This is a genomic window from Nonomuraea roseola (assembly GCF_039535395.1).
Lineage (GTDB): Bacteria > Actinomycetota > Actinomycetes > Streptosporangiales > Streptosporangiaceae > Nonomuraea > Nonomuraea roseola.
The window spans coordinates 4,184,883-4,207,026 of record NZ_BAAAXC010000015.1; the positions used below are offsets into that span (position 1 = coordinate 4,184,883).

Genomic DNA, 22,144 nt, shown 5'->3' on the forward strand with positions numbered 1-22,144 from the left:
AAGAACTCTAGCAGAAATCCGTCCGACTGATCACTGTCCGCAACAGCATCATCGGGATATTGTGCCCTTACTAGAATGTTGTTCTCCTAGTGTGGAGGGTTCGCATGCTCCGGTTCGACGGAAAGGTCGCCATCATCACGGGCGCCGGGCACGGTCTCGGTCGCTCGCACGCGCTTCTCCTGGCCGAGCGCGGCGCCCATGTCGTGGTCAACGACCTCGGCGGGGCGCTGGACGGCACGGGCGCGTCGACGGGCCCCGCGGCCGAGGTCGTCGAGCTGATCACCAAGAACGGCGGCCAGGCGGTCGCGAACACCGACAACGTCGCCACCCCCGAGGGCGCCAAGGCCATCGTGCGCTCCGCCGTCGACGCGTTCGGCAAGGTCGACATCGTCGTCAACAACGCGGGCATCCTGCGCGACAAGTCGTTCGGGAAGATGACGGTCGAGGAGTTCGACACGGTGCTCGCGGTGCACGTGCGCGGGTCCTACCTGGTCAGCCAGGCCGCCTACCCCTATCTCAAGGAGCAGGGCTACGGCAGGATCGTCAACACCTCCTCGCCCGCCGGCCTGTTCGGCAACTTCGGCCAGGCGAACTACTCCACGGCCAAGATGGGTCTGGTCGGGCTGACCAAGACCCTGGCCATCGAGGGCGCGCGCAGCGGAATCAAGGCCAACGCCATCGCGCCCATCGCCTGGACGCGCATGACCGAGGCGCTGCTTCCCGCCGAGTTCGAGGCGAAGTTCACCGCCGAGCGCGTCAGCGCGCTGGTGGCCTTCCTGACGCACGAGTCGTGCGAGGTCACGGGCGAGGTGTTCAGCGTCGGCGGCGGCAAGGTGGCGAGGGTCTTCGTGGCCGAGGGCCCCGGGTGGAAGACCGACGACCTGTCGCCCGAGACGATCGCCGCCAACTGGGACTCGATCATGACCGAGCAGCCCTACGTGCTGTCGGCCGCCGACTCGATGAAGGCCATGCTCTGAAGGAGCCCCCGCGAGGCCGCCTCCGCGTGGGGCGGCCCTCCGGCGTGCTCCTTGTGCCGGTCAGGACCGCACTTTGTTCGGTGATCGTCCGAAGGGACTCAGGTATCAGTCCAATTTCGTGCTGACGATCTCTTGATTTCGGCATAAGTACGCTCTTATGGTCGCGGCATGACGGGTGACGTCCCCGGCTCGCCGGGCGATGTTCTGACGCTGATCGGCAGTGGGTCGGCCACCACACGGTCGGACCTCGCGAGGATCACTGGCCTGGCCAGGTCCACGATCTCCCAGCGGGTCGACGCGCTCATCGAGCGCGGGCTCGTCGAGGAGACCCAGGGTGGCGACTCCACGGGCGGCCGACCGGCGCGGCAGCTGCGCCTGCACGCCGAGGACCACGCGGTGGCGGGCGTCGACCTGGGCGCGACCCACTGCAGGATCGCGCTCATGGACCTCACGGGGCGCGTCCTGGCCGCGGCCGAGGACCCGATGCGCATCTCCGAGGGGCCCGAAACCGTCCTCGACCACGTGGAACGGCGCATCCACGCGCTGCTCGAAGACGCGGGCCGTCCGCCGACCGCGCTGAGGGCGATGGGGCTCGGCGTGCCGGGGCCCGTGGAGTTCGCCACCGGCAGGCCGAACAATCCGCCGATCATGCCGGGCTGGAACGGCTACCCCATCCCCGACCGCTTCACCACCATGATCCTGGTAGACAACGACGTCAACGTGATGGCGCTGGGGGAGCACAGGAACGCCTTCCCCGAGGTGGCGCACCTGCTGTTCGTCAAGGTGGGCACCGGCATCGGCTGCGGGATCGTCGCGGGCGGCGAGCTGCACAGGGGCGCGCAGGGCTCGGCGGGCGACATCGGGCACATCAGGGTGAGCGGCCACGACCAGGCCTTCTGCCACTGCGGCAACACCGCGTGCCTGGAGGCGGTGGCCGGAGGAGAGGCCCTCGCGCACAGGCTCACCGACCTGGGCTTCTCCGCCGAAACCGGCTCCGACGTGGTCACCCTCGTCCAGAACGGCAACACCCACGCGCTCCGCCTGGTCAGGGAGGCGGGCCGGCTCATCGGCGAGGTGCTCGCAGGGCTGGTCAACTTCTTCAACCCCGAGGTCATCGTGATCGGCGGGGTGCTGGCCAGGGTGCACGAGCACCTCCTGGCGGGCGTCCGCGAGACCGTCTACCGGCGCTCGCTCCCGCTGGCCACCCACGACCTGGTCATCGTGCCCAGCCGTACAGGGGTCAACGCCGCCGCGCTGGGCGCGGGGACGCTGGCCATCGAGCACTACCTCGCTCCCGACAACATCAATCGGATCGTCACATGCTGATCATGAGTGGCATCGTCAAGCAGTTCCCCGGCGTACGGGCGCTGGACGGGGTGGACCTCGACGTGCGCGCGGGCGAGGTGCACTGCCTGCTCGGCCAGAACGGCGCGGGCAAGTCCACGCTCATCAAGGTGCTCGCCGGCGTCCACCAGCCCGACGAGGGGACCATCGAGCTCAACGGCGAGGTCATCAGGCCGAGCAGCCCCGTCGACGCCATCAGGCTCGGTGTGGCCACCATGTACCAGGAGCTCGACCTCGTCGACGGGCTCAGCGTGGCCGAGAACATCCTGCTCGGGCACGAGCCCACCCGTCTCGGCTTCACCCGCCGCAGGGCGCTGAGGAGCACCGCCACCGAGATCCTCACCAGGCTCGGGCACGGGGAGATCAAGCCGTCCACCGAGGTCGGCAGGCTCTCGCCGGCCGCCAAGCAGGTGGTCTCGATGGCCAGGGCCCTCTCCCACGAGGCCCGCGTGATCGTCATGGACGAGCCGTCCGCGGCGCTGGCCCACGACGAGGTGGCCAACCTGTTCCGCATCATCAGGGAGCTCACCTCCCAGGACGTGGCCGTCGTCTACATCTCCCACCGCCTCGAGGAGATCAGGGAGATCGGCGACAGGGTCACCGTCCTCAAGGACGGCAGGACGGTCGCGGTCGGCCTGCCCGCCCGCGACACCCCGACCTCGCAGGTCGTCTCGCTCATGACCGGCCGCAACGTGGAGTACGTCTTCCCTCCCCGCTCGGGCGTCGCGCCGGGGGCAGAGGTCCTGCGCGTGGAGAACCTCACCGCACCCGGAGTCTTCACCGACATCTCCTTCGCGGTGCAGGCGGGGGAGATCGTCGGGCTGGCCGGTCTGGTCGGCTCGGGCAGGTCCGAGATCCTCGAAGCGGTGTACGGCGCGCGCCGCGCCTCAGGCAGGGTCCTGCTGGAGGGCGCGTCCGTGTCCAGGTCCACCACCAAGGCGGTACGGCACGGCATGGGCCTGGCTCCCGAGGAGCGCAAGGCCCAGGCGCTGCTGCTGGACCAGAGCGTGACGGCCAACATCACGCTGGGCAGCCTCAGCCGCTACGCCAGGTTCGGCTGGCTCGACAGGGCCCGCGAGGACGTCGAGGCCAGGCAGCTCGTCGAGACCCTCGACATCAGGCCGCCCGATCCGCAGCGGCCGATCAAGACCCTCTCGGGCGGCAACCAGCAGAAGGCGGTGCTGGCCAGATGGCTGCTGAACGGGCGCAAGCTGCTCCTGCTCGACGAACCCACCCGAGGGGTGGACGTCGGCGCGAGGGCCGAGCTCTACGCGGTCATCAGGAAGCTGGCCGACGACGGGATCGGGGTACTGCTGGTCTCCAGCGAGGTGCCCGAGGTGCTCGGCCTGGCCGACAGGGTGCTGGTGATCCGCGAGGGCCGCGTCATCCACGAGGGCGCCGCCACAGACCTGGACGAGCACGCCGTCCTGGACATGATCATGGAAGGTAGTGCGGCCTGATGAACGGGGTCCTTTCGCTGACAGGGCGGCGCTTCGGCGAGGCCAGGCATCTCGGGCTGGTGATCGCTCTGGTGCTGCTGGCCGTCGTCGGGCTGGTGACCGTGCCAGAGAACTTCGCCACCGCCTCGAACCTGGTCAGCATCCTGTCGCTGGCCGCCACCATCGGCGTGATCACGGTCGGCATGACCTTCGTGATCATCGGTGGTGGCATCGACCTGTCCGTCGGCGCGATCATGGCGCTGGCCTCGGTGTGGGCGACCACGCTCGCCACCCAGGCGTTCGGCCCCTTCATCATGGCGGTCTGCGCGATCCTCGTCGGCACCGGCGCGGGCCTGGTCAACGGCCTGCTGATCGCCTACGGGCGGATGGTGCCGTTCATCGCCACGCTCGCCATGCTGGTCGCCGCGCGCGGTCTCGCGCAACGGATGTCGGACCGCAAGACGCAGCTCATCCAGCAGGGCAACGAGGCGATCGTCGCCCTGTCGACCACGAGGGTGCTCGGCATCCCGCTGCTGGTCTACATCTTCGCGCTGGTGGTCGCGGTCGGCTGGGTCGTGCTCAACCGCACGACCTTCGGCCGCCGCACCTACGCGGTCGGCGGCAACCCGGAGGCCGCGAGGCTCGCGGGGATCGACGTGCGCAGGCACACGATGCTGCTGTACGCCCTGTCCGGGTTCTGCTGCGGGGTCGCGGCCATCCTGATCATGGCGAGGACCACCACGGGCTCCTCCACCCATGGAGACCTCTACGAGCTGGACGCGATCGCCGCGGTCATCATCGGCGGCACCCTGCTCACAGGGGGAAGGGGCACGATCATCGGCTCCATCCTCGGCCTGCTCATCTTCACGCTGATCACCAACCTGTTCATCCTCAACGGGCTCAACACCAGCGACCAGCTGGTCGCCAAGGGCCTGATCATCGTCGTCGCCGTCCTTCTCCAGCGGCGGAATCTCAAGGAGAGAGCAACATGACCGAGAACGTCGCGCGCAGAGGGTTCCTTGCCGGCGGAGTGGGCGGAGCCGTCCTGCTGGCCACCGCCGCCTGCACCAGCAACCAGCCCGCAGCCGAGCCTTCCGCGCAGGGTTCGGCCCCCGCGCCCGCCCCTGCTGCCAGCGGCAACGACCAGCCGGGCGAGAAGGTCGTCATCGGCTTCTCCGCGCCCGCCGCCGACCACGGCTGGATCGCGGCCATCGCCAAGAACGCCGAGGCCGCCGCGAAGCAGTACTCCGACGTGGAGTTCAAGCCGGTCGAACCGACCAACGACATCAACGCGCAGATCTCGGCCGTCGAATCGCTGATCGCGGCGAAGGTGAACGCGCTGGTCATCCTGCCCAACGACGGCCAGCAGCTGAACCAGATCGCGCTGCAGGCCACCGCCGCGGGCATCCCGGTGGTCAACCTCGACAGGGTCTTCCCCGACAAGCTCGCCTACAGGACCTGGATCGGCGGCGACAACTACGGCATGGGCGTGGCCGCGGGCCACTACGTCGGCAAGAAGCTCAAGGACAAGGGCGTGGCCAACCCGGTGATCGTCGAGATCCAGGGCATCGCGACGCTGCCGCTGACCCAGGACCGCAGCAAGGGCTTCGCCGACGCGCTCAAGACCTACGGCTTCAGCGTCACGGCCAAGCAGGACGCGCAGTTCACCGTCGAGACGGGCAACAAGGTCGCGGCCAACCTGCTGCAGGCGCACAAGAAGATCGACGCCATGTGGAACCACGACGACGACCAGGGCGTGGGCGTGCTCGCCGCGATCAACGAGGCGGGCCGCAAGGAGTTCTTCATGGTGGGCGGCGCGGGCTCGGCCAACGCCATGCGGGAGATCCAGTCGGGCGGCTCGGTGCTGGAGGCGACCGTCACCTACAGCCCGACGATGGCCTCCTCGGCCATCAAGCTGGCACGGTTGATCGCCCAGGGAAAGGGCATGAGCGACCTCGTGGAGAACCAGGTTCCGCAGTCGATCACGCTCGCTTCGGAGACCATCACGAAGGAGAACGTGCAGACCTATCTACCTCTGGGGTTCGAATCCTGATGACACAGACGACCATCGGCGTCGGTCTGGTGGGCTACGCGTTCATGGGACGCGTCCACTCTCAGGCCTGGCGCAACGTGGCGGCCTTCTTCGATCTGCCGGTGACGCCAGTGATGGCAGCGCTGTCCGGCAGGTCGCTCTCGGCCGCCACCGACGCGGCGGCCAGGATGGGGTGGGCCGCGGTCGAGACCGACTGGAAGGAGCTGGTCAACCGCGACGACGTGCAGATCGTGGACATCTGCACGCCGGGCGACTCCCACGCCGAGATCGCGATCGCGGCGCTCCAGGCGGGCAAGCACGTCATCTGCGAGAAGCCGCTGGCCAACACCGTGGCCGAGGCCGAGGCGATGGTCGCGGCGGCAGCCGCCTCGCAGGGCAGGTCGATGGTCGCCTTCAACTACCGGCGCGTGCCCGCCGTCGCGCTGGCGCAGCGCATGGTGGCGGCAGGCGAGCTCGGGCAGATCAGGCACGTCAGGGCGCAGTACCTGCAGGACTGGATCGTCGATCCCGAGTTCCCCCTGGTGTGGCGGCTGCAGAAGGACAAGGCGGGCTCGGGGGCGCTCGGCGACATCGGGGCGCACATCATTGACACCGCCCAGTTCGTCACGGGGCAGACGATCGTGGGAGTCTCGGCGCTGACCGAGACCTTCGTCAAGGAACGGCCGTTGGCGTCGGCCTCCTCGGGGCTCGGCGGCAGCCGTACCTCCGAGAAGGGGACGGTCACCGTCGATGACGCGGCGCTGTTCATCGGGCGGATGTCGGCGGGGGCGCTGGCCTCCTTCGAGGCCACCAGGTTCGCCACCGGGCGCAAGAACGCGCTGCGCCTGGAGATCAACGGCTCGCTCGGCAGCCTGGCCTTCGACTTCGAGGCCATGAACGAGCTGTGGGTGTCGTCGGGCGACTCAGGCTTTCGGCGGGTGCTCGTCACCGAGCCCGACCATCCCTACGTGGGCGCGTGGTGGCCGCCGGGGCACGGCCTCGGGTACGAGCACACCTTCACGCACGAGATCAAGGACTTCCTGGAGGCCGTCGGCACGGGGAGCGACCCTTCGCCCTCGTTCGCCGACGGCCTCAGGGTGCAGCGGGTGCTGGCGGCCGTCGAGGAGAGCGCCGCCTCCGGCAGTTACAAGGAGATCGCATGAGACCCATCACGCTGTTCACCGGGCAGTGGGCAGACCTGCCCTTCGACGAGGTGTGCAGGCTGGCGGCCGAATGGGGCTACGACGGCCTCGAGATCGCCTGCTGGGGCGACCACTTCGACGTCGAGCAGGCGGTCTCCGACCCCTCCTATGTCCAGGGCAAGAGGGCGCAGCTGGACAAGCACGGCCTCAAGGTGTGGGCCATCTCCAACCACCTCGTCGGCCAGGCCGTCTGCGACCACCCCATCGACGCCAGGCACCAGGCGATCCTGCCCGCGCGCATCTGGGGCTCAGGCGACCCCGAGTCGGTACGGCAGGCGGCGGCCGAGGAGCTGAAGAACACCGCCCGCGCCGCTGCCCTGCTGGGCGTCGACACCGTCGTCGGGTTCACGGGGTCGTCCATCTGGCACACGGTGGCGATGTTCCCGCCGGTGCCCGCGTCGATGATCGAGGCCGGTTACCAGGACTTCGCCGACCGCTGGAACCCCATCCTCGACGTCTTCGACGAGGTGGGGGTCCGCTTCGCGCACGAGGTCCACCCCTCGGAGATCGCCTACGACTACGTGACCACCCAGAAGACGCTGGAGGCGATCGGGCACCGTCCGGCCTTCGGCCTCAATTGGGACCCCTCGCACATGGTGTGGCAGGACCTCGACCCCGTCGGGTTCATCCTCGACTTCGCCGACCGGATCTACCACGTCGACTGCAAGGACACCCGCGTGCGCGTCGGCGACGGCCGCCGCGGCCGCCTGTCGTCCCACCTGGCGTGGGCCGATATGCGACGCGGCTGGGACTTCGTCTCGACGGGGCGCGGCGACGTGCCGTGGGAGGAGTGCTTCAGGGCGCTCAACTCGATCGGCTACACGGGCCCCGTCTCGATCGAGTGGGAGGACGCGGGGATGGACAGGCTCGACGGCGCTCCCGAGGCGCTCGACTACATCCGCAGGATGAACGCCATCACGCCGCCCACCGCCGCCTTCGACGCCGCCTTCTCCTCGGAGTAGCCGGAGCGGTCACGGCCGCCTCGGACCTGAACGGCAGAGGCGGCCGCGCTCGTCCTGCACATCACCCGCGAGGCGCTCCACCACGGCGTGGAGATAGCCCTTCTCCGCGACCTTCGGGCGCGGCACCAGATCCGAGCCCAGGGAGAGCTCGGGGTCGTGCGGCAGCGCGGCTCAGCGCAGGGTGGCGGCGAAGTGGGAGGCCGTCGTGTCGGCCGCGAGCGTTGAGCTCAACCAGCTCAGCGCGGCATGGGACATCGTGCGCGACCTGACGGAGGAGCAGCGCACCGGCCGTCCGGTCGAACTGGTCGAGCGGATCGAGGGCGTGGCCGACGTCAACCGCCGCATCCAGGAGATCTCCTCCTCCAGCAAGGAGATCATGAACTCCAAGAACCAGGCGAGGAACCCCCATTACGACGCCGCGCGGGTCGCCCGCTTCCGCAGGCGCCTGTCGGCAGGGCTCGCCGCCAGGACCCTGGTGTCGGAGGAGTGCCTGAGCGACCCCGGGCAACTGGCGTACGCGCGAGCAGCACGCCCTGGGTGACCTGCACCGGATGACCACCGGGCTTAACAGGAAGCTCGTCCTCCTCGACAGGTCGGTGGCGTTCGTGCAGATCGACCCCGCCGATCGCCTGGCGGGGGCGCTGATGATCCGCCAGCCCGGCGTCGTGGCCACCCTCGTCGACGGGTTCGAGATGATGTGGGCACGAGGACGCGACCTCAACGAGCCGCCGCTGACGGCCGTCGAACACCAGGTGCTGCAGGCGCTCGCGCTGTACGACAAGGACGAGACCGCGGCGAGGGCGGTGAACATCTCGCTGCGCAAGTTCCGCACGCACGTGGCGGAGCTGATGAACCGGCTGGGGGCGGGAAACCGGTTCCAGGCGGCGCTCCTGGCCAAGGAGCGCGGCTGGATCTGAACCTTCGAAAGACGCCGCGTGGCCGTCAGGGACGCCCTCCACCCGGCGTGGCGGAGGCGCGGGGGCTCATCAATGCTTCGAGTCACATGCTTCGAGCGAGCCGGAAGCCGAGGTCGTCGATGGCGAACGTGGGGTGACTGCGGCGGCGTACGGAGGCTCCGCAGCCCCGCGCGGGCTCGGCCCAGCTCCCACCCCTGAAGATGCGGTAGGAGCCGTAGACCTCCTCGTCGTAGAGGTCCCAGCACCACTCCCAGACGTTGCCCAGCATGTCGAACAGCCCCCACGGATTGGGCGCCTTGCCGCCGACGTCGTGGACGCGGCCGTCCGAGTTGTCGGCGAACCAGGCGATGTCGTCGATCTCCCCGTACCGGTAGTCGGTGGTGTCCGCCTTGCAGGCGTACTGCCACTCCGCCTCGGTCGGCAGGCGGTAGCCGTTGGAGGCCCAGTCGCAGGTCACCTCCCCGCTCCGCGCGTCGACGGCGTAGGCCTCGTCCAGCCCGGACAGCACCGAGAGCCGGTTGCACGCGTCGATCGCGTCGAGCCAGCTGACGTTCGTCACGGGGGAGCCTGCGCTCGCGGAGGGATCGGGGTCCGACCCTGTGGCGGCGCGGTGGAGGCTCGCCGTCACGGGATACCTGCCGAGCAGGAAGGGCGCGATCTCGACCCGCCAGCGGGTGCCGCGTCGGTCGTCCCGAAGGTCCACGGCGCCCCCGGGTAGCTGAACCATCGAGGGGAGCGCCGGGTCGTCGGTCGGTGGGTGCACGTGGCGCGCCTCTCGGTCCGGGGCGGCCGCGAGGTCGGTCGCGCGCCCTGATGCGGGTGCTGTGTTCAGGGGTGCGGCGCTGACTTGAACGTGCCTGCCGGGCGCGCCGCAGCTTCAGGCTAGGGGTGACGGCTCGGCGATCGGCTGCCGGGGCGTGACGAGACGGCGGCCGGCAGGGACGGGCGGGCGGGAAGTGCGGCGGGGAAGAACGAACGGTCGCGGCTGAGAGCGTCCGGACGGAAGACGATCGGACATGTTTCCGAGACGGCGGACCATTACGCCGCTCATCGGACCTCCCTAACGTTGGGGCGTCAACCTGAACGACAAGGGAGAGCTCCCATGCGTGCTGTAGTCCAGAATTCCTTTGGCGGCCCCGAGGTCCTGGAGACCGTCGATATCGCACGGCCTGAGCCCCTCGGCGGTGAGGTGCTCATCAGGGTCATGGCGAGTGGCGTGAACCCCGTGGACGTCGCCGTCAGGTCGGGGGCCTATCCGCTGCTGGGCGAGCCCAGTTTCGGGGTGGGGTGGGACATCTCCGGCGTCGTGGAGGAGGCCGGTCCAGGAGCCCGTTTCAGGGTGGGCGACGAGGTCTTCGGCATGCCGTTCTTCCCCCGTGCCGCGACAGGATACGCCGAGTACGTCGCCGCGCCCTCGAGGCAGGTCGCTCGCAAGCCCGCCTCGATCGGCCACGTGGAGGCCGCCGCCGTGCCGCTGGCCGCGCTGACGGCCTGGCAGGGGCTGGTGGACGCGGCGCGGGTGAAGGCCGGCGACCGGGTGCTGATCCACCGCGCCGCCGGTGGCGTCGGGCACTTCGCGGTGCAGATCGCCAAGGCGCGCGGGGCGCACGTGATCGCGTTGGCCAGTGAGGCGCGGCATGAGTTCGTGCGGGGTCTCGGGGCGGACGAGGTGATCGACTACCGGGTCGCCGACTTCGCGGACGCGGTGCGCGATCTGGACGTCGTCTTCGACTCCAACGCCCAGGGCTCGCGTTCGCTGAGCGTGCTGCGAAGGGGCGGCACGCTCGTGACTATCATGGAGCACTGGAACCGGGAGCTGGAGGCCGAGGCAGAGGCGGCGGGTCGGCACTTCGCGGGGGTGTCGGTCGAGCCTGACTACGCGTCGCTGGAGGCGATCGCCGAACTGATCGACGCCGGACGGATCCGGCCTCACGTACAGGAGACGTTCCCGCTCGAAGAGGCGGGCAAGGCTCACGAACTGGTCGGTTCCGGTCGGGTACAGGGCAAGGTCGTCCTGATCGTAGGGTGAGTGCGTGGACATCCTGACCGAGGCTCTGAGCTCGATGCGGACCGGGCGGCCGACGTCCGTCCGCACCGACGGCCGTGCCCCCTGGGGCCTCCGGCTTCCGCCCGTCGCGGGGGCCGGCTTCCACGTGGTGCTGTACGGCACGTGCTGGCTGGTCCCCCTGGAGGACGCTGGCGACCAGGTGAAGCCGATCGCGCTGAGCCCCGGCGACGTGGTCTTCCTGCGCGACGGCCGTGGCCACATCCTCGCCGACCATCCGTCCACACCGGCCGAGGTGGAAAGGCCCGAGCAGTTCCAGCCAGGCTCGCCGATCGGCACGGTGAGGCTGGGCGGCGACGGCGCGCTGACCAGCCTGCTGTGCGGTAACTACCACCTGGACCAGGGGCGGCCGCACCCGCTGGTACGGCAGCTGCCCGAGGTGATCCATCTGCGGACGCGGCACGGTCACCACCCCGAGCTGAGCGCCGCCGTCCAGCTGCTCGGCGCCGAGCTGGAGAATCCACGAATCGGATCGGACGGCATCGTCCCCACGCTGATCGACTCGCTGCTGCTCTACGTCCTGCGGGCCTGGCTGGAGGCCCAGCCCCCGGCGGCGGCGAGGGGCTGGGCCGCCGCGCTCGGTGACTCGGCGGTCGCGCCGGCGCTGGCGGCCATCCATGAGAACCCGTCGGCCCCGTGGACCGTCGAGTCGCTGGCCGAGCGGGCAGGGCTCTCGCGCGCGGCCTTCGCCCGGCGGTTCACGGCGCTGGTCGGGGAGCCGCCCATGGCCTATCTGACCCGCTGGCGCATGACGACCGCGGCCCGGCTGCTGCGTGAGTCGGACACCCCGCTGACCGCTGTCGCCGCGCAGGCGGGATACGGCTCGGAGTTCGCCTTCGCGAAGGCCTTCAAACGCGAGTACAGCATGGCTCCCGGCGGCTACCGCCGCCAGACCCGGACGGCCTGACGACGGAACGGCCACCGGCGGCCTGCCGTCTTCCCGCGCGTAGCGCCCCCGACGGGGACGACGCTCTCAGTCGATGAGGACGATCTGGCGGAGGGCCTCGCCGCTGCGCAGGGCGGCGACCGCCTCGTTCAGGTCGGTCAGCTTGATGCGGGCGCTGATCATCGAGTCGAGGTCGAGCTGGCCCGCCTTGTACAGCTCGGCGAAGTACGGGAAGTCGTGCCGCACGTCCGCCTCGCCGTACAGCGAGGAGAGCAGGTTCTTACCCTCGAACAGCAGGCTGAACGCGGAGATCTGCACCATGTCGTCCATGGCGCCCGCGCCGACCACGATCACGTCGCCGCCCTGGCGAGTGAGCTGCCAGGCGGACTGGATGGTGGCGGACTTGCCGACCACCTCGAAGCCGTAGTCGAAGCCGGCGCCGCCGGTGAGCTCCTGCAGGGCCCCGGGCAGGTCGTCGGGGGTGACGGCGTGGGTGGCGCCGACCTTGAGCGCGAGCTCGTGCTTGGCGGCGAGCGGGTCGACGGCGAGGATGGCGCGGGCGCCGGAGATGCGCGCGCCCTGGATGACCGAGAGGCCGACGCCGCCGCAGCCGATGACGGCGACCGTGCTGCCGGGCCTGACGCGGGCGGTGTTGATGGCCGCGCCCACGCCGGTCGTGATGCCGCAGCCGATCAGGGCGGCCGCCTCCCATGGGAGGGAGGGGTCGACCTTGATGGCGCCCTGCCACGGCACGACGATCTCCTCGGCCCAGGTGCCGCACCCGGCCATGCCGTACGCCATGGTGTCGCCGATCCTGAAGTTGCCGGTCGTGAAGGACTCGACGATGTACTTCATGCACAGGTACGGCTGCCCGCCCACGCACAGCGCGCACTCCTGGCAGGAGGGCCGCCAGTTGATGATGACGTGGTCGCCGGGCTGGACGGAGGTGACGTGGTCGCCCACCTCGACGACCTCGCCCGCTCCCTCGTGACCCAGGACCAGCGGCACCGGCTGGGGCACCACGCCGCTCATCGCCGACAGGTCGGAGTGGCAGACGCCGGTCGCCCTGATCTTCACGCGCACCTGCGTCGGGCCGACCGGAGCCAGCGTGACGTCGTCGCGGATGTCGAGCTTGTCGTCTCCTACGGTGTGGAGCAGCGCAGCGCGCATGAGGGGTTACTCCTCGAGAGAGAGGGCGGCTTTCGGACATGACCGCACCGCGTGGCGGACGCGGTCCAACATCTCGGGCGGCGGCTCGGGCAGCAGGATGTGCAGCTGGTCGTCGTCGTCCACTTCGAAGACCTCGGGGGCGAGCCCCATGCAGACCGCGTTGGCCTCGCACACCAGGTCATCAACTTTGATCTTCATGACAGCCTCCTGTGGTCCCATGACACCACCTTGGTGGGCTCCACGACGAAGGCGACTCGCTTTTTCCCCGTGTGCTCCACGTACTCGCGAAGCAGCTCGTCGGGCACGCCGGGGGTCATCCTCCTGGCGATCTCCATGCCGATGTCGAGCGTCCTGTCGACCTGCTCGGCCACGCCGTACAGCAGGATGCCGCGCAGTTCGGCGTAGTCGTCGCCGGTCTCGATCAGGCAGCTGACGCGGGGGTCGCGCTCGAGGTTGCGCGTCTTCTGGGCCTTGCCGTAGGTCCAGAAGGCGACTCTGCCCTCGCTGTCGAGCGCGTAGAACATGGTGACCAGGTGCGGCGTGCCGTCCGGGTTGATCGTCGCGAGCTGCAGCTTGCGCGACTCCCTGAGGAGGGCGCTGACGTCGTCGTCGGACATCGTGATGCTGGCGCGCTGATTCACGTGCCAAGTAGAACAGGTTCCAGAATACGGTTCAAGAGGAATGTTCGGTTTGAACGACCTCCAGTAGGGTGCTCGTCATGGAGATGCCGCCCGAACTGCTGCAGGCCGCCGAGCGGGCCAAGGGCTTCATGCCCCCGGACGAGGGGCGGGCGCTCTACGAGGCGGCCCTCCAGTACGGCAGGCAGGGCCCCATCTGCGAGATCGGCACCTACTGCGGCAAGTCGGCCATCTACCTCGGCGCCGCCGCCAGGCACATCGGCTCGGTCGTGGTGACGGTCGACCACCACAGGGGATCGGAGGAGATCCAGCCGGGCTGGGAGCACCACGATCCGACGCTGGTCGACCCTCGCTTCGGCAAGATGGACTCCCTTCCCGCCTTCCGCGCGACGATCGCCGCCGCAGGGCTCGAGGACGAGGTCATCGCGATCGTCGGCAGGTCCGAGCAGGTGGCGCGGCTGTGGAACACGCCCCTCGGCATGCTGTTCATCGACGGCGGGCACTCCGAGGAGCCGGTGACCCGCGACTACGAGGGCTGGGCCCCGCACGTCGCCCCCGGCGGCGCGCTGGTCTTCCACGACATCTATCCCGACCCCGCCGACGGCGGCCAGGCCCCCTACCGCGTCTATCTGCGCGCGCTGGAGTCGGGGGCCTTCAAGGAGGTCTCGGTGACGGGCTCCCTCAGGGTCCTCGCGCGCCTCTAGCGGCGGCGGGTCAGCGCGCGGCGGGTGTGGGCGTGCCAGGCCTGGAAGTCCTCATGGGTGTGGGGATCGTGGCCGAGCGCGATCAGCGCCGTGTCCGTCCACGACGCCGCCTGCTCGGGCTCTGCCCCCGTCAACAGCTGGACGGCGTGCGCCGCCTGCTCGGGCACGTGTCCCTCCTGCAGCCGCGTGGCGATCGCGAAGGCCGCGCCCTGCGACACATGGGCGCGGAAGCCGTCGGCCGAGGCGTGCGCCGCCAGCACGCACAGCTCCTCCGGGTCCGCGCCGCCCACGTAGGTGGCCGCGAACGCCACCCCGCTCCACAGGTCGGCTCTGCGCCCCGCGGGGAACTCCGCGACACGGGCCGCGACATCCTCGGGGCAGGCGCAGTCGTGGAACCACAGCAGGCGGCCCAGCCCCTGGTCGAAGATGGCCCGATGCGCCCTGGTCAGCAGGTCGGGCATGGACCGCTCGCCCACCATGCGGTCGGCGTGGGTGAGCGAGCGCTGGAAGCCGAACCCGTCGACCGCCAGCCACCGCAGCAGCGGATGACAGGCGCCGAACCCCCAGAGCGGCCGCAGGCGCAGCCTGGCGTAGGCGCGGCCGATGCCGAGGTGCGCGGCGTGCTGATGGCGTACGGCGAGGCCGGCCAGCAGCTCGTGCGCCCGTCTGCCCCTGCTCGCGGTCAGCAGGTCGAGCGTGGCGCACGCCATGGCCGCGCCCTCGTAGGCGAACCCGCGCTGCTCGGCGGGCAGATCGTCGATCTTGCCCGTCTCGTGGGACAGGACGGCGTTGTAGCCGAAGATGTGGGAGCGCTCGGCGCGCTCCAGCGTGGCGCGGGCCTGTCCGGCTCTGAGGCGGAAGCGCCGCCTGCCCAGATCGGCCTCGGCCGGATCCTTGCTCAGGAGGCGGCGCAGACCCTGCGCGGGGGAGTTGATCGGCTCGGTCCTGAGCTGGTTCAAGAACGGCAATGTGCCCGTGTCGCCCACTCTTCCCCCGAAGACGCATCGTACGGCCAGCCACGAACCTAGTGACGGCCTTGCGGCGCTCCTCGACGGCGCTCCGCTTTTCGTGGCAAAGAACCGGCAAAACGGCTTGCTTCGGGGGTGATGTGACGGCGATCAGCCGGAGTCGCGCTGGAGTGGCGTGCTTGGACGGACCTCAGCCACGCGGGCGCGGTGGCGTCAGGCCCGCCTGCCGTACGGGGGAGGGGATGTCACGGAAGAGGGCCGCGCCAGGGGTGAGCCCCAGCAGGGCGTCGGCGGCGAGCACCACGGCGGCGGCCGTGTAGCCCGACCGCTCATGCGGGAAGTGCTTGCGGTTGGCGAACTGCCAGCCCGTCCAGTACGAGCCGTCCTCGTGGCGCAGGTGCTGCATGTCGGCGAACAGCCGCTCGGCGCGCCTGCGGTCGCCCAGGGCGTCGAGGGCCAGGACCAGCTCGCAGGTCTCCGCGCCCGTCACCCACGGCTGGTCGGAGACGCAGCGGATGCCGAGGCCCTCCACCACGAAGGTGTCCCACTCCTTGTCCAGCAGCTCGAGCCCCTGGTCGCCGCGGACGGCGCCGCCGAGGACCGGGTAGTACCAGTCCATCGAGAAGCGGCTCTTGTCGGCGAACGCGTCGGGGAGGTTCTGCAGCGCGTTGGCCAGGCGGTCGGCGGCCAGTTCCCAGTGCGGTTGCGGGTCGTCGAGGCGGTCGGCGAGCAGGACGCCGCTGCGCAGCGCCTGGTGGATGGAGGAGCAGCCGGTCAGCAGGGCGTATCCCGCGGCGCGGCCGTGGGCGTCGCGCTCCCAGACGATCTCGCCGCGCGGGGTCTGGAGGTCGACGACGTAGTCGAGGGCCTTCTTGACCATGGGCCAGCGCTCGCGCGCCGTGTCGAGCTCGCCGGTGATCAGGAGGTCGTGCCACACGCCGACGGCGACGTACGCGGCGTGGTTGGACTCGCCGCCCAGCTCGGTGGGCTCGCCCTTGACCAGCTTCATCGGCCAGGAGCCGTCGTCGCGCTGGTGGTGCTCCAGCCAGGCGTAGCCGCGCTCGACGTTGCCGGTGAGGCCCGCCACCGACATGGCCATCAGGCACTCGACGTGGTTCCACGCGTCGACGTGACCTTCGGGCCATGGCACGCCGCCGTCGTCCTCCTGGATGTCGGCGATGCTCTGCGCCGTCTGGAGGACCTGGCCGCTGGAGATCACGCGGGTTTCCTGAGGTAGACCACCACGCTCTTGCCGATGAGCTGGTTCAGCACCGCCTCGGCGACCCTGGTCGTCCTGGGGCGCTTCATGATGTCCCAGACAAGGAGCTGGTGGTAGGCCTTGACCAGCGGGTGCTCGTCGTTGTCGACACCGACGGCGCACTTGATCCACCAGTACGGCGCGTGCAGGCCGTGCGCGAAGTGGTGCGGGCCGACCTTGAAGCCGGTGGCCTTCAGCTTGGCCTTGAGCTCGGCCAGCGTGTAGATGCGGATGTGCCCGCCGGGAGCGGTGTGGTAGTCCTCGCTCAGCGCCCACGAGATGCGTTCGGGCAGGAACGCGGGCACGGTGACCGCGGCCAGCCCGCCGGGCTTGAGCACCCGCAGGATCTCCCGCATGGCGGTGGTGTCCTCGTGGATGTGCTCCAGCACCTCGGCGGCGATCACCCGGTCGAAGCTGTTGTCCTCGAACGGCATGTCCAGCGCGGTGCCCTGCACCGTCTCGCCGGTGCCCGCCGCCTCGCCGGTCTCCTCCATCGCCGCGAACATCGACTTGACGCCGTCGAGCTCGGACTGGTCCATGTCGAAGGCGACCACGTCCGCGCCCCTGCGCAGCGCCTCGAAGGCGTGGCGGCCTCCGCCACACCCGAGGTCGAGCACACGAATGCCCGGCCCGACAGGCAGCCGGGCGAAGTCGACGGTCAGCACGTGCCGAACTCCTCAATGGCCTCTCGGTAGGCCTCTACGGTCTTCTTGGCGACGACGTTCCAGGTGTAGCGCTCCATTACGCGGTCGTAGCCCGCCCTGCCGACCCGCTCGCGCTCCTCGGGGTCGTCGTGCAGGCGGCGCAGCACCGCGGCCAGTTCCTCGGCGTCGCCCGGCGTCACCTGCACCGCGGCGTCCCCGACCACCTCGGGCAGCGCGCCCGTACGGCTGGCGACCAGCGGGGTGGCGCAGGCCATGTGCTCGACGGCGGGCAGCGAGAAGCCCTCGTAGAGGCTCGGGACCACGGAGATCTCCGAGGTGGCGATCAGCTCGCCGAGCTCGTCGTCGGAGATGCCGTGCACGAACCTGACCCTGTCGTGCAGGGAGAGCTCCTGGACCAGCTGCTCGGTCGGGCCGCCGGGGGTGGGCTTGCTGACCACGGTGAGGTTCACGTCGCGCTCGGTGGCCAGCTTGGCGACCGCCCTCAGCAGCGTGGAGACGCCCTTCATGGGGGAGTCCGCGCTCGCCACGGCGACGATCGAGCCCCTCCTGCGGGGCTTGTCGGGACGCGGGTGGAAGTAGCGGGTGTCCACGCCCAGCGGGATCAGGCGCATGTTGGCCTGGGGCACGTTGAAGTCGCGGTGGATGTCGGCCAGGCTCGACTCGCTCACCGTGAGGATCGGGCTCAACCTTGGGGCGACCTTGGCCTGCATCTTCACGAAGCCGTACCACCTGCGCATGGTGAGCTTCTTGACGCCCTTGGCCGCCTCCAGCTCGATGCGCCTGTCGACGCTGATCGGGTGGTGGATCGTGCCGACCACGGGCAGCAGCTTCTGGATGCCGAGCAGGCCGTAACCGAGGGTCTGGTTGTCCTGGACGACGTCGAAGTCCTTGCGGCGCCTCTTCATCTCGCGGTAGGCGCGCAGCGTGAAGGTCAGCGGCTCGGGGAAGCCCGCCGTCCACATCGTGCCGACCTCGAGCAGGTCGATCCAGTCGCGGTACTCGTGGAGCTTCGGCGTGCGGAAGGGGTCCTCGTCGCGGTAGAGGTCGAGGCTCGGGACCTTGTTGAGGATCACGCCCTCGTCGAGCTCGGGGTACGGCTGGCCGGAGAAGACCTCGACGTGGTGGCCGAGGGCGACCAGTTCCCTGCTCAGGTGGCGGAGGTAGACGCCTTGACCTCCGCAGGTGGGCTTACTCCGGTAGGACAGCAGTGCGATCCGCAGAGAGTCGCCCACTGGCACCCCTTTCTCCGCCCGGTACCGTGAAAGATGACCTTAGTCTGCGCACCTTACCATTGGGTAGGTATGGGGATGCTCTTGTGGAATTGTTCCTCGTATGGCTTTCACAGGGCGCGAACTGGGAAGTTAGCCGTACCGAACGCCATTCGGTGGAACGCGTTCTATGGGGGCTGATGCTTCATTGACGGGCGTAGCTGTACATTCCCGTCCCAAGGACTATTGATGGAGGGCCTCGTTGGCCAGGCGCGCACTGATCACCGGCATCACCGGGCAGGACGGTTCCTATCTGGCCGAGCACCTGCTCGCTTCGGGGTACGAGGTGTGGGGGCTGGCAAGGGGGCAGGCCAACCCGCGGGTGTCGAGGATGCGCAAGCTGCTGGCCGACGTCCAGGTCGTCAGAGGCGATCTGCTCGACCAGGGGTCGCTGATCTCCGCCGTGGAGAAGGTCCAGCCCGACGAGGTCTACAACCTGGGGGCGATCTCCTTCGTCCCGATGTCGTGGGAGCAGGCCGAGCTGACGGCCGAGGTCACGGGCATGGGCGTGCTGCGGATGCTCGAGGCGATCAGGGTGTGCTCCTCGCGCGGCGCCTCCATCCGCTTCTACCAGGCCTCCTCTTCGGAGATGTTCGGGCAGGTCAGCGAGACGCCGCAGAACGAGCGCACGTCCTTCCACCCCCGCTCGCCCTACGGCGTGGCCAAGGCCTACGGTCACTTCCTCACCCAGAACTACCGCGAGTCCTACGGGATGTTCGCGGTGTCGGGGATCCTGTTCAACCACGAGTCGCCCAGGCGCGGAGCCGAGTTCGTGACGCGCAAGGTGTCGCTCGGCGTGGCGCGGATCAAGCTCGGGCTCGCCTCGGAGCTGAAACTGGGCAACCTGGAGGCGCGCCGCGACTGGGGCTTCGCCGGTGACTACGTGCGGGCCATGCACCTCATGCTCCAGGCCGACACGCCCGAGGACTACGTGATCGGCACGGGACGCACGCACTCGGTCAGGGAGCTGGTCGAGGCGGCCTTCGCGGCGGCAGGGCTCGACTGGGAGCAGTACGTCGTCGGCGACCAGAGCCTGCACAGGCCCGCCGAGGTGGACCTGCTGTGCGCCGACCCCAAGAAGGCGCGCACCCAGCTCGGTTGGGAGCCCACGGTGGCCTTCGAGGAGCTCGTGGCGATGATGGTGGAGTCGGATCTTCGGCTGCTCACCGACGGCGGAGACCCCGACCAGGACTCCTCCTGGCCCTGAGGGTTCACAACCGTTCTGTGGACAGCGCTCGCGCGTCCACAGAACCCCGTTCGGACGGCCACGGCCGCGCGCCACCGGGCCAGGCTGGCCCGGTGCACGCCTCCCTCCTCGACAGGGCCCGCCTGTTCACCGCCGTGGTCCCCGGCGCCATCGCCTGTCTGCGCACGGCCGCTCACGTCTGGGGCCTCAACGCCCTGAGCGAGAGCGAGGACGAGTGGCCCGTCGAGCTCGCCGTCCCGCATCCGGTGGAGGTTCCCGGCTGCGCCCTCCACGTCACCGCGCTGCCGCAGGCCGACGTGACCCGCCACAGGTCCGTTCGCGTGACCACGCCCGAACGCACCGCCTTCGACTGCGCCCGGCGGCTGCCCCGTCCCGAGGGTGTCGCCATCGTCGACCAGTTCCTGCGCCGCGGCGTCGACCACGATCGCCTCCTGCGCAGGGCCACGGGCTCGCGCGGCCTCCGGGAGACGCTCGCGATGGCCGACAGGGGCGCCGCCTCCCCTCGGGAGAGCTGGCTCAGGGTCATCCTCGTCGACGGCGGGCTGCCGCGCCCCGCCACCCAGATCCGCGTCGGCCTGCCCGGCGACAGGCTCGCCTACCTCGATCTCGGCTGGCCCGCGTTCCTGCTCGCCGTCGAGTACGACGGCCACGAGCACCACACCTCAGCCGCCGACCGCCGACGCGACCTCGTCCGACGCGCCGCCCTGCGCACCGCGGGATGGCGCGTCATCCCCGTGCGCCGCGACGGGATCCCAGGGCGCGGCGCCGACCTCGTCGAGCAGGTGGCCAACGCCCTGATCGAGCGCGGATGGCAGCCCACGTCGGGCCAGGTCACCCGCATCCTCGGCAGGCTGCGCGCCGCCCGCCGCCGCAGGTGGTGATCACGGATGGAGCGGCAACCCCTTCGTCGTCCTGTCGACCGCGTTGCGCGGACCGTAGAGGGCCAGCCCGACCAGTCGCAGGTCCTCCTCCATCACGGCCCGCACCGCCGCCCTGTTGTCGTCGTCGTTGCCCGTCTTGAACAGCTCCTCGGTGTAGACAGCCACCCGCAGCCCGCGGGCCACGGCCCGCTCCCTCACTCCGGCCAGTCCCTCGCCGTCGGTGGCGTAGACGAGCACCGGCTGCCTGAACATCGGGAGGTACTCGTTCCCCGAGCCGTCCTCGTACGGCCGGCCGACCGTCTCGGGCTCCCCGCCCGCGACGGCGGAGGCCAGGAAGGCGGTGACGTTCAGCTTCTGCCAGGCGGCGAGGTCCTCACGGACCACGATGCCTATCTTCGTATCGAACCGCATGCCGTCCACCCTGCCCGCCCCTCCGCTCCCCGTCTTGAACGCTGGTGCGGGGTTCAGCCGTCGAGCAGCCTCAGCCCGACGACCCCGAGCACGATGAGGGCCAGGCAGGCCAGCCTGGCCGGGGCCGCGCTCTCCCCGAGGGCGACGATGCCCGCCACGGCGACCCCGACGGCGCCGAGGCCCACCCATACGGCGTACGCCGTGCCCATCGGCAACGACCTGAGCGCGAAGGTGAGCAGCACGAGGCTCAGCGCCGCCGCCGACACCCCGAGGAGGGCGGGCCATGGCCTGGTGAACCCGTCCGAACGCTCGAGCGCGGTGGCCCAGACGAGTTCCAGCCCCGCGGCGACGACGAGCAGCAGCCATGCCATGACGTCAGGCCGTGGTGCCCGCGTCGACGGTGATGGCGGCGCCGGTGATGTGCCTGCCGCCCTCACCGGCCAGATGGGCGACGGTGGCCGCGATGTCCTCGGGGCTGCAGTAGGTGTCGAGGGCGGTGTAGCGCCGCTCCTCCTCCGCGTCCTGGCTGTCGGCAGGATTCATCTCGGTGTCGGTCGAGCCGGGATGCACCAGGTTGGCGGTGATGCCCCTCGGGCCGAGATCCCTGGCCAGGCCCTTGGTCAGCCCGATCAGCGCGGACTTGCTCATCGAGTAGAGGGTCCAGCCCGGATACGGCACCCGCTCGGCGAGGCTGCTGCCGATGCAGATGATCCTGCCGCCCCTGCCCATGTGCGCGGCGGCCGCCTGGGCCAGCACGAACGAGGCGCGCGCGTGGATCGCCAGCGTGCTGTCGACCTCCTCGAGCGTCACGTCCTCCAGCGGCCCGTACGGCGCGACGCCCGCGTTGCTGACCACCACGTCGATCCGGCCGAACTCGGCGACCGTCCTTTCGACCGCCGCGACGACCTGGCTCGCGTCGGACGCCTCCGCCGCCACGGCCAGCCCGCGAACGCCCGCGGCCTCGATCTCCTTGACGACCGTCGCGGCACGGTCGGCCGCACGCGCATAGGTGATCACCACATCGGCGCCCTCGGCGGCCAGCCTCAGGGCGATGGCGGCCCCGATGCCGCGGCTTCCTCCGGTGACCAGCGCGACTCTGCGTGTCATGACGTCCTCCATATGCGGAATAGGTTCCGCTTGCACGATAAAC

25 protein-coding genes are annotated in these 22,144 nt (G+C 70.0%); 14 read left to right on the forward strand and 11 right to left on the reverse strand.

Annotation, left to right across the window (positions count from 1 at the left end):
- The first annotated feature begins 104 nt into the window (after positions 1–104).
- The 9 genes from ABFX55_RS43320 to ABFX55_RS43360 all read left to right on the forward strand — a co-directional run bounded on the left by ABFX55_RS43320 (position 105) and on the right by ABFX55_RS43360 (position 8,873).
- The gene (locus tag ABFX55_RS43320; RefSeq protein WP_346129409.1) at positions 105–977 is read left to right on the forward strand and encodes an SDR family oxidoreductase; all 873 of its coding nucleotides are present in this window, start codon (positions 105–107) and stop codon (positions 975–977) included.
- A 168-nt stretch (positions 978–1,145) separates the two neighbouring features.
- Positions 1,146–2,303: an ROK family transcriptional regulator gene (locus ABFX55_RS43325; protein ID WP_346129411.1), complete on the forward strand. Its 1,158-nt coding sequence runs from the start codon at positions 1,146–1,148 to the stop codon at positions 2,301–2,303.
- Positions 2,297–3,781 carry a sugar ABC transporter ATP-binding protein gene (locus ABFX55_RS43330; RefSeq protein WP_346129413.1) on the forward strand — a complete coding sequence of 495 codons (1,485 nt, stop codon included), beginning with the start codon at positions 2,297–2,299 and terminating at the stop codon, positions 3,779–3,781. The genes ABFX55_RS43325 and ABFX55_RS43330 overlap by 7 nt, the downstream gene beginning before the upstream one ends.
- A complete protein-coding gene (locus ABFX55_RS43335) occupies positions 3,781–4,752 on the forward strand; it encodes an ABC transporter permease (protein WP_346129415.1) in 972 nt (323 codons plus the stop codon). The genes ABFX55_RS43330 and ABFX55_RS43335 overlap by 1 nt, the downstream gene beginning before the upstream one ends.
- The gene (locus ABFX55_RS43340; RefSeq protein ID WP_346129417.1) at positions 4,749–5,813 is read left to right on the forward strand and encodes a substrate-binding domain-containing protein; all 1,065 of its coding nucleotides are present in this window, start codon (positions 4,749–4,751) and stop codon (positions 5,811–5,813) included. Before ABFX55_RS43335 ends, ABFX55_RS43340 begins: the two co-directional genes overlap by 4 nt.
- Positions 5,813–6,955 (forward strand): Gfo/Idh/MocA family protein, encoded by a 1,143-nt coding sequence (locus tag ABFX55_RS43345; protein WP_346129419.1) that lies wholly within the window; start codon positions 5,813–5,815, stop codon positions 6,953–6,955. The genes ABFX55_RS43340 and ABFX55_RS43345 overlap by 1 nt, the downstream gene beginning before the upstream one ends.
- The gene (locus ABFX55_RS43350) at positions 6,952–7,956 is read left to right on the forward strand and encodes a sugar phosphate isomerase/epimerase family protein (protein WP_346129420.1); all 1,005 of its coding nucleotides are present in this window, start codon (positions 6,952–6,954) and stop codon (positions 7,954–7,956) included. The genes ABFX55_RS43345 and ABFX55_RS43350 overlap by 4 nt, the downstream gene beginning before the upstream one ends.
- Positions 7,957–8,161: 205 nt before the next feature.
- Positions 8,162–8,497 (forward strand): hypothetical protein, encoded by a 336-nt coding sequence (locus ABFX55_RS43355; RefSeq protein WP_346129422.1) that lies wholly within the window; start codon positions 8,162–8,164, stop codon positions 8,495–8,497.
- Positions 8,498–8,507: 10 nt separating this feature from the next.
- Positions 8,508–8,873: a LuxR C-terminal-related transcriptional regulator gene (locus ABFX55_RS43360; RefSeq protein WP_346129424.1), complete on the forward strand. Its 366-nt coding sequence runs from the start codon at positions 8,508–8,510 to the stop codon at positions 8,871–8,873.
- Between the two features lie 82 nt (positions 8,874–8,955).
- Here the strand turns inward: ABFX55_RS43360 and ABFX55_RS43365 are convergent, their stop codons facing one another.
- On the reverse strand, positions 8,956–9,600 hold the full coding sequence (locus ABFX55_RS43365; RefSeq protein ID WP_346131418.1) for a formylglycine-generating enzyme family protein: 645 nt from the start codon (positions 9,598–9,600) through the stop codon (positions 8,956–8,958).
- 375 nt (positions 9,601–9,975) lie between these two features.
- Here ABFX55_RS43365 and ABFX55_RS43370 point away from each other — a divergent pair, with 375 nt between their 5' ends.
- Both ABFX55_RS43370 and ABFX55_RS43375 read left to right on the forward strand, forming a co-directional pair.
- A complete protein-coding gene (locus ABFX55_RS43370; protein WP_346129426.1) occupies positions 9,976–10,902 on the forward strand; it encodes an NADP-dependent oxidoreductase in 927 nt (308 codons plus the stop codon).
- 4 nt (positions 10,903–10,906) lie between these two features.
- Positions 10,907–11,845, forward strand: a complete 939-nt coding sequence (locus tag ABFX55_RS43375) for an AraC family transcriptional regulator (RefSeq protein WP_346129428.1) — start codon at positions 10,907–10,909, stop codon at positions 11,843–11,845.
- Positions 11,846–11,911: 66 nt separating this feature from the next.
- Here the strand turns inward: ABFX55_RS43375 and ABFX55_RS43380 are convergent, their stop codons facing one another.
- The 3 genes from ABFX55_RS43380 to ABFX55_RS43390 are packed head-to-tail and all read right to left on the reverse strand — an operon-like array spanning position 11,912 to position 13,635.
- Complete coding sequence (locus ABFX55_RS43380; protein ID WP_346129430.1) at positions 11,912–12,994, reverse strand: Zn-dependent alcohol dehydrogenase; 1,083 nt, start codon at positions 12,992–12,994, stop codon at positions 11,912–11,914.
- A 6-nt stretch (positions 12,995–13,000) separates the two neighbouring features.
- Positions 13,001–13,192 (reverse strand): ferredoxin, encoded by a 192-nt coding sequence (locus tag ABFX55_RS43385; protein WP_346129432.1) that lies wholly within the window; start codon positions 13,190–13,192, stop codon positions 13,001–13,003.
- Positions 13,189–13,635, reverse strand: a complete 447-nt coding sequence (locus tag ABFX55_RS43390) for a pyridoxamine 5'-phosphate oxidase family protein (RefSeq protein WP_346129433.1) — start codon at positions 13,633–13,635, stop codon at positions 13,189–13,191. Before ABFX55_RS43390 ends, ABFX55_RS43385 begins: the two co-directional genes overlap by 4 nt.
- An 83-nt stretch (positions 13,636–13,718) precedes the next feature.
- Here ABFX55_RS43390 and ABFX55_RS43395 point away from each other — a divergent pair, with 83 nt between their 5' ends.
- On the forward strand, positions 13,719–14,336 hold the full coding sequence (locus ABFX55_RS43395) for a class I SAM-dependent methyltransferase (protein ID WP_346131420.1): 618 nt from the start codon (positions 13,719–13,721) through the stop codon (positions 14,334–14,336).
- On the opposite strand, the gene ABFX55_RS43400 is transcribed toward ABFX55_RS43395, so the two are convergent.
- The 4 genes from ABFX55_RS43400 to ABFX55_RS43415 all read right to left on the reverse strand — a co-directional run bounded on the left by ABFX55_RS43400 (position 14,333) and on the right by ABFX55_RS43415 (position 18,465).
- Positions 14,333–15,295, reverse strand: a complete 963-nt coding sequence (locus tag ABFX55_RS43400; protein ID WP_346129435.1) for a DUF1702 family protein — start codon at positions 15,293–15,295, stop codon at positions 14,333–14,335. The two genes, ABFX55_RS43395 and ABFX55_RS43400, sit on opposite strands and share 4 nt — an antisense overlap.
- Before the next feature lie 199 nt (positions 15,296–15,494).
- The gene (locus ABFX55_RS43405) at positions 15,495–16,523 is read right to left on the reverse strand and encodes a prenyltransferase/squalene oxidase repeat-containing protein (RefSeq protein WP_346129437.1); all 1,029 of its coding nucleotides are present in this window, start codon (positions 16,521–16,523) and stop codon (positions 15,495–15,497) included.
- The gene (locus ABFX55_RS43410; protein WP_183656004.1) at positions 16,520–17,227 is read right to left on the reverse strand and encodes a class I SAM-dependent methyltransferase; all 708 of its coding nucleotides are present in this window, start codon (positions 17,225–17,227) and stop codon (positions 16,520–16,522) included. The genes ABFX55_RS43405 and ABFX55_RS43410 overlap by 4 nt, the downstream gene beginning before the upstream one ends.
- Entirely contained in the window at positions 17,221–18,465 is a 1,245-nt protein-coding gene (locus tag ABFX55_RS43415; protein WP_346129438.1) for a glycosyltransferase family 4 protein, read from the reverse strand. The genes ABFX55_RS43410 and ABFX55_RS43415 overlap by 7 nt, the downstream gene beginning before the upstream one ends.
- 232 nt (positions 18,466–18,697) lie before the next feature.
- On the opposite strand from ABFX55_RS43415, the gene ABFX55_RS43420 reads away from it, so the two are divergent.
- Both ABFX55_RS43420 and ABFX55_RS43425 read left to right on the forward strand, forming a co-directional pair.
- Entirely contained in the window at positions 18,698–19,702 is a 1,005-nt protein-coding gene (locus ABFX55_RS43420) for a GDP-mannose 4,6-dehydratase (protein ID WP_346129440.1), read from the forward strand.
- Between the two features lie 92 nt (positions 19,703–19,794).
- On the forward strand, positions 19,795–20,583 hold the full coding sequence (locus tag ABFX55_RS43425; protein WP_346129442.1) for a type IV toxin-antitoxin system AbiEi family antitoxin: 789 nt from the start codon (positions 19,795–19,797) through the stop codon (positions 20,581–20,583).
- Here ABFX55_RS43425 and ABFX55_RS43430 read toward each other — a convergent pair whose 3' ends face one another.
- The 3 genes from ABFX55_RS43430 to ABFX55_RS43440 are packed head-to-tail and all read right to left on the reverse strand — an operon-like array spanning position 20,584 to position 22,101.
- Positions 20,584–20,994 carry a DUF2000 family protein gene (locus ABFX55_RS43430; RefSeq protein ID WP_346129443.1) on the reverse strand — a complete coding sequence of 137 codons (411 nt, stop codon included), beginning with the start codon at positions 20,992–20,994 and terminating at the stop codon, positions 20,584–20,586.
- Positions 20,995–21,047: 53 nt separating this feature from the next.
- Positions 21,048–21,365: a DMT family transporter gene (locus ABFX55_RS43435; protein WP_183656015.1), complete on the reverse strand. Its 318-nt coding sequence runs from the start codon at positions 21,363–21,365 to the stop codon at positions 21,048–21,050.
- Between the two features lie 4 nt (positions 21,366–21,369).
- Complete coding sequence (locus ABFX55_RS43440) at positions 21,370–22,101, reverse strand: SDR family NAD(P)-dependent oxidoreductase (protein ID WP_346129444.1); 732 nt, start codon at positions 22,099–22,101, stop codon at positions 21,370–21,372.
- Positions 22,102–22,144: the final 43 nt, after the last annotated feature.

Bases quoted from the DNA above. Each gene is read 5' to 3' on its own strand.
- ABFX55_RS43320 (WP_346129409.1), top strand. From the start codon at position 105: ATGCTCCGGTTCGACGGAAAGGTCGCCATCATCACGGGCGCCGGGCAC.
- ABFX55_RS43325 (WP_346129411.1), top strand. From the start codon at position 1,146: ATGACGGGTGACGTCCCCGGCTCGCCGGGCGATGTTCTGACGCTGATC.
- ABFX55_RS43330 (WP_346129413.1), top strand. From the start codon at position 2,297: ATGCTGATCATGAGTGGCATCGTCAAGCAGTTCCCCGGCGTACGGGCG.
- ABFX55_RS43335 (WP_346129415.1), top strand. From the start codon at position 3,781: ATGAACGGGGTCCTTTCGCTGACAGGGCGGCGCTTCGGCGAGGCCAGG.
- ABFX55_RS43340 (WP_346129417.1), top strand. From the start codon at position 4,749: ATGACCGAGAACGTCGCGCGCAGAGGGTTCCTTGCCGGCGGAGTGGGC.
- ABFX55_RS43345 (WP_346129419.1), top strand. From the start codon at position 5,813: ATGACACAGACGACCATCGGCGTCGGTCTGGTGGGCTACGCGTTCATG.
- ABFX55_RS43350 (WP_346129420.1), top strand. From the start codon at position 6,952: ATGAGACCCATCACGCTGTTCACCGGGCAGTGGGCAGACCTGCCCTTC.
- ABFX55_RS43360 (WP_346129424.1), top strand. From the start codon at position 8,508: ATGACCACCGGGCTTAACAGGAAGCTCGTCCTCCTCGACAGGTCGGTG.
- ABFX55_RS43365 (WP_346131418.1), bottom strand. From the start codon at position 9,600: ATGGTTCAGCTACCCGGGGGCGCCGTGGACCTTCGGGACGACCGACGC.
- ABFX55_RS43370 (WP_346129426.1), top strand. From the start codon at position 9,976: ATGCGTGCTGTAGTCCAGAATTCCTTTGGCGGCCCCGAGGTCCTGGAG.
- ABFX55_RS43380 (WP_346129430.1), bottom strand. From the start codon at position 12,994: ATGCGCGCTGCGCTGCTCCACACCGTAGGAGACGACAAGCTCGACATC.
- ABFX55_RS43385 (WP_346129432.1), bottom strand. From the start codon at position 13,192: ATGAAGATCAAAGTTGATGACCTGGTGTGCGAGGCCAACGCGGTCTGC.
- ABFX55_RS43395 (WP_346131420.1), top strand. From the start codon at position 13,719: ATGCCGCCCGAACTGCTGCAGGCCGCCGAGCGGGCCAAGGGCTTCATG.
- ABFX55_RS43430 (WP_346129443.1), bottom strand. From the start codon at position 20,994: ATGCGGTTCGATACGAAGATAGGCATCGTGGTCCGTGAGGACCTCGCC.
- ABFX55_RS43435 (WP_183656015.1), bottom strand. From the start codon at position 21,365: ATGGCATGGCTGCTGCTCGTCGTCGCCGCGGGGCTGGAACTCGTCTGG.
- ABFX55_RS43440 (WP_346129444.1), bottom strand. From the start codon at position 22,101: ATGACACGCAGAGTCGCGCTGGTCACCGGAGGAAGCCGCGGCATCGGG.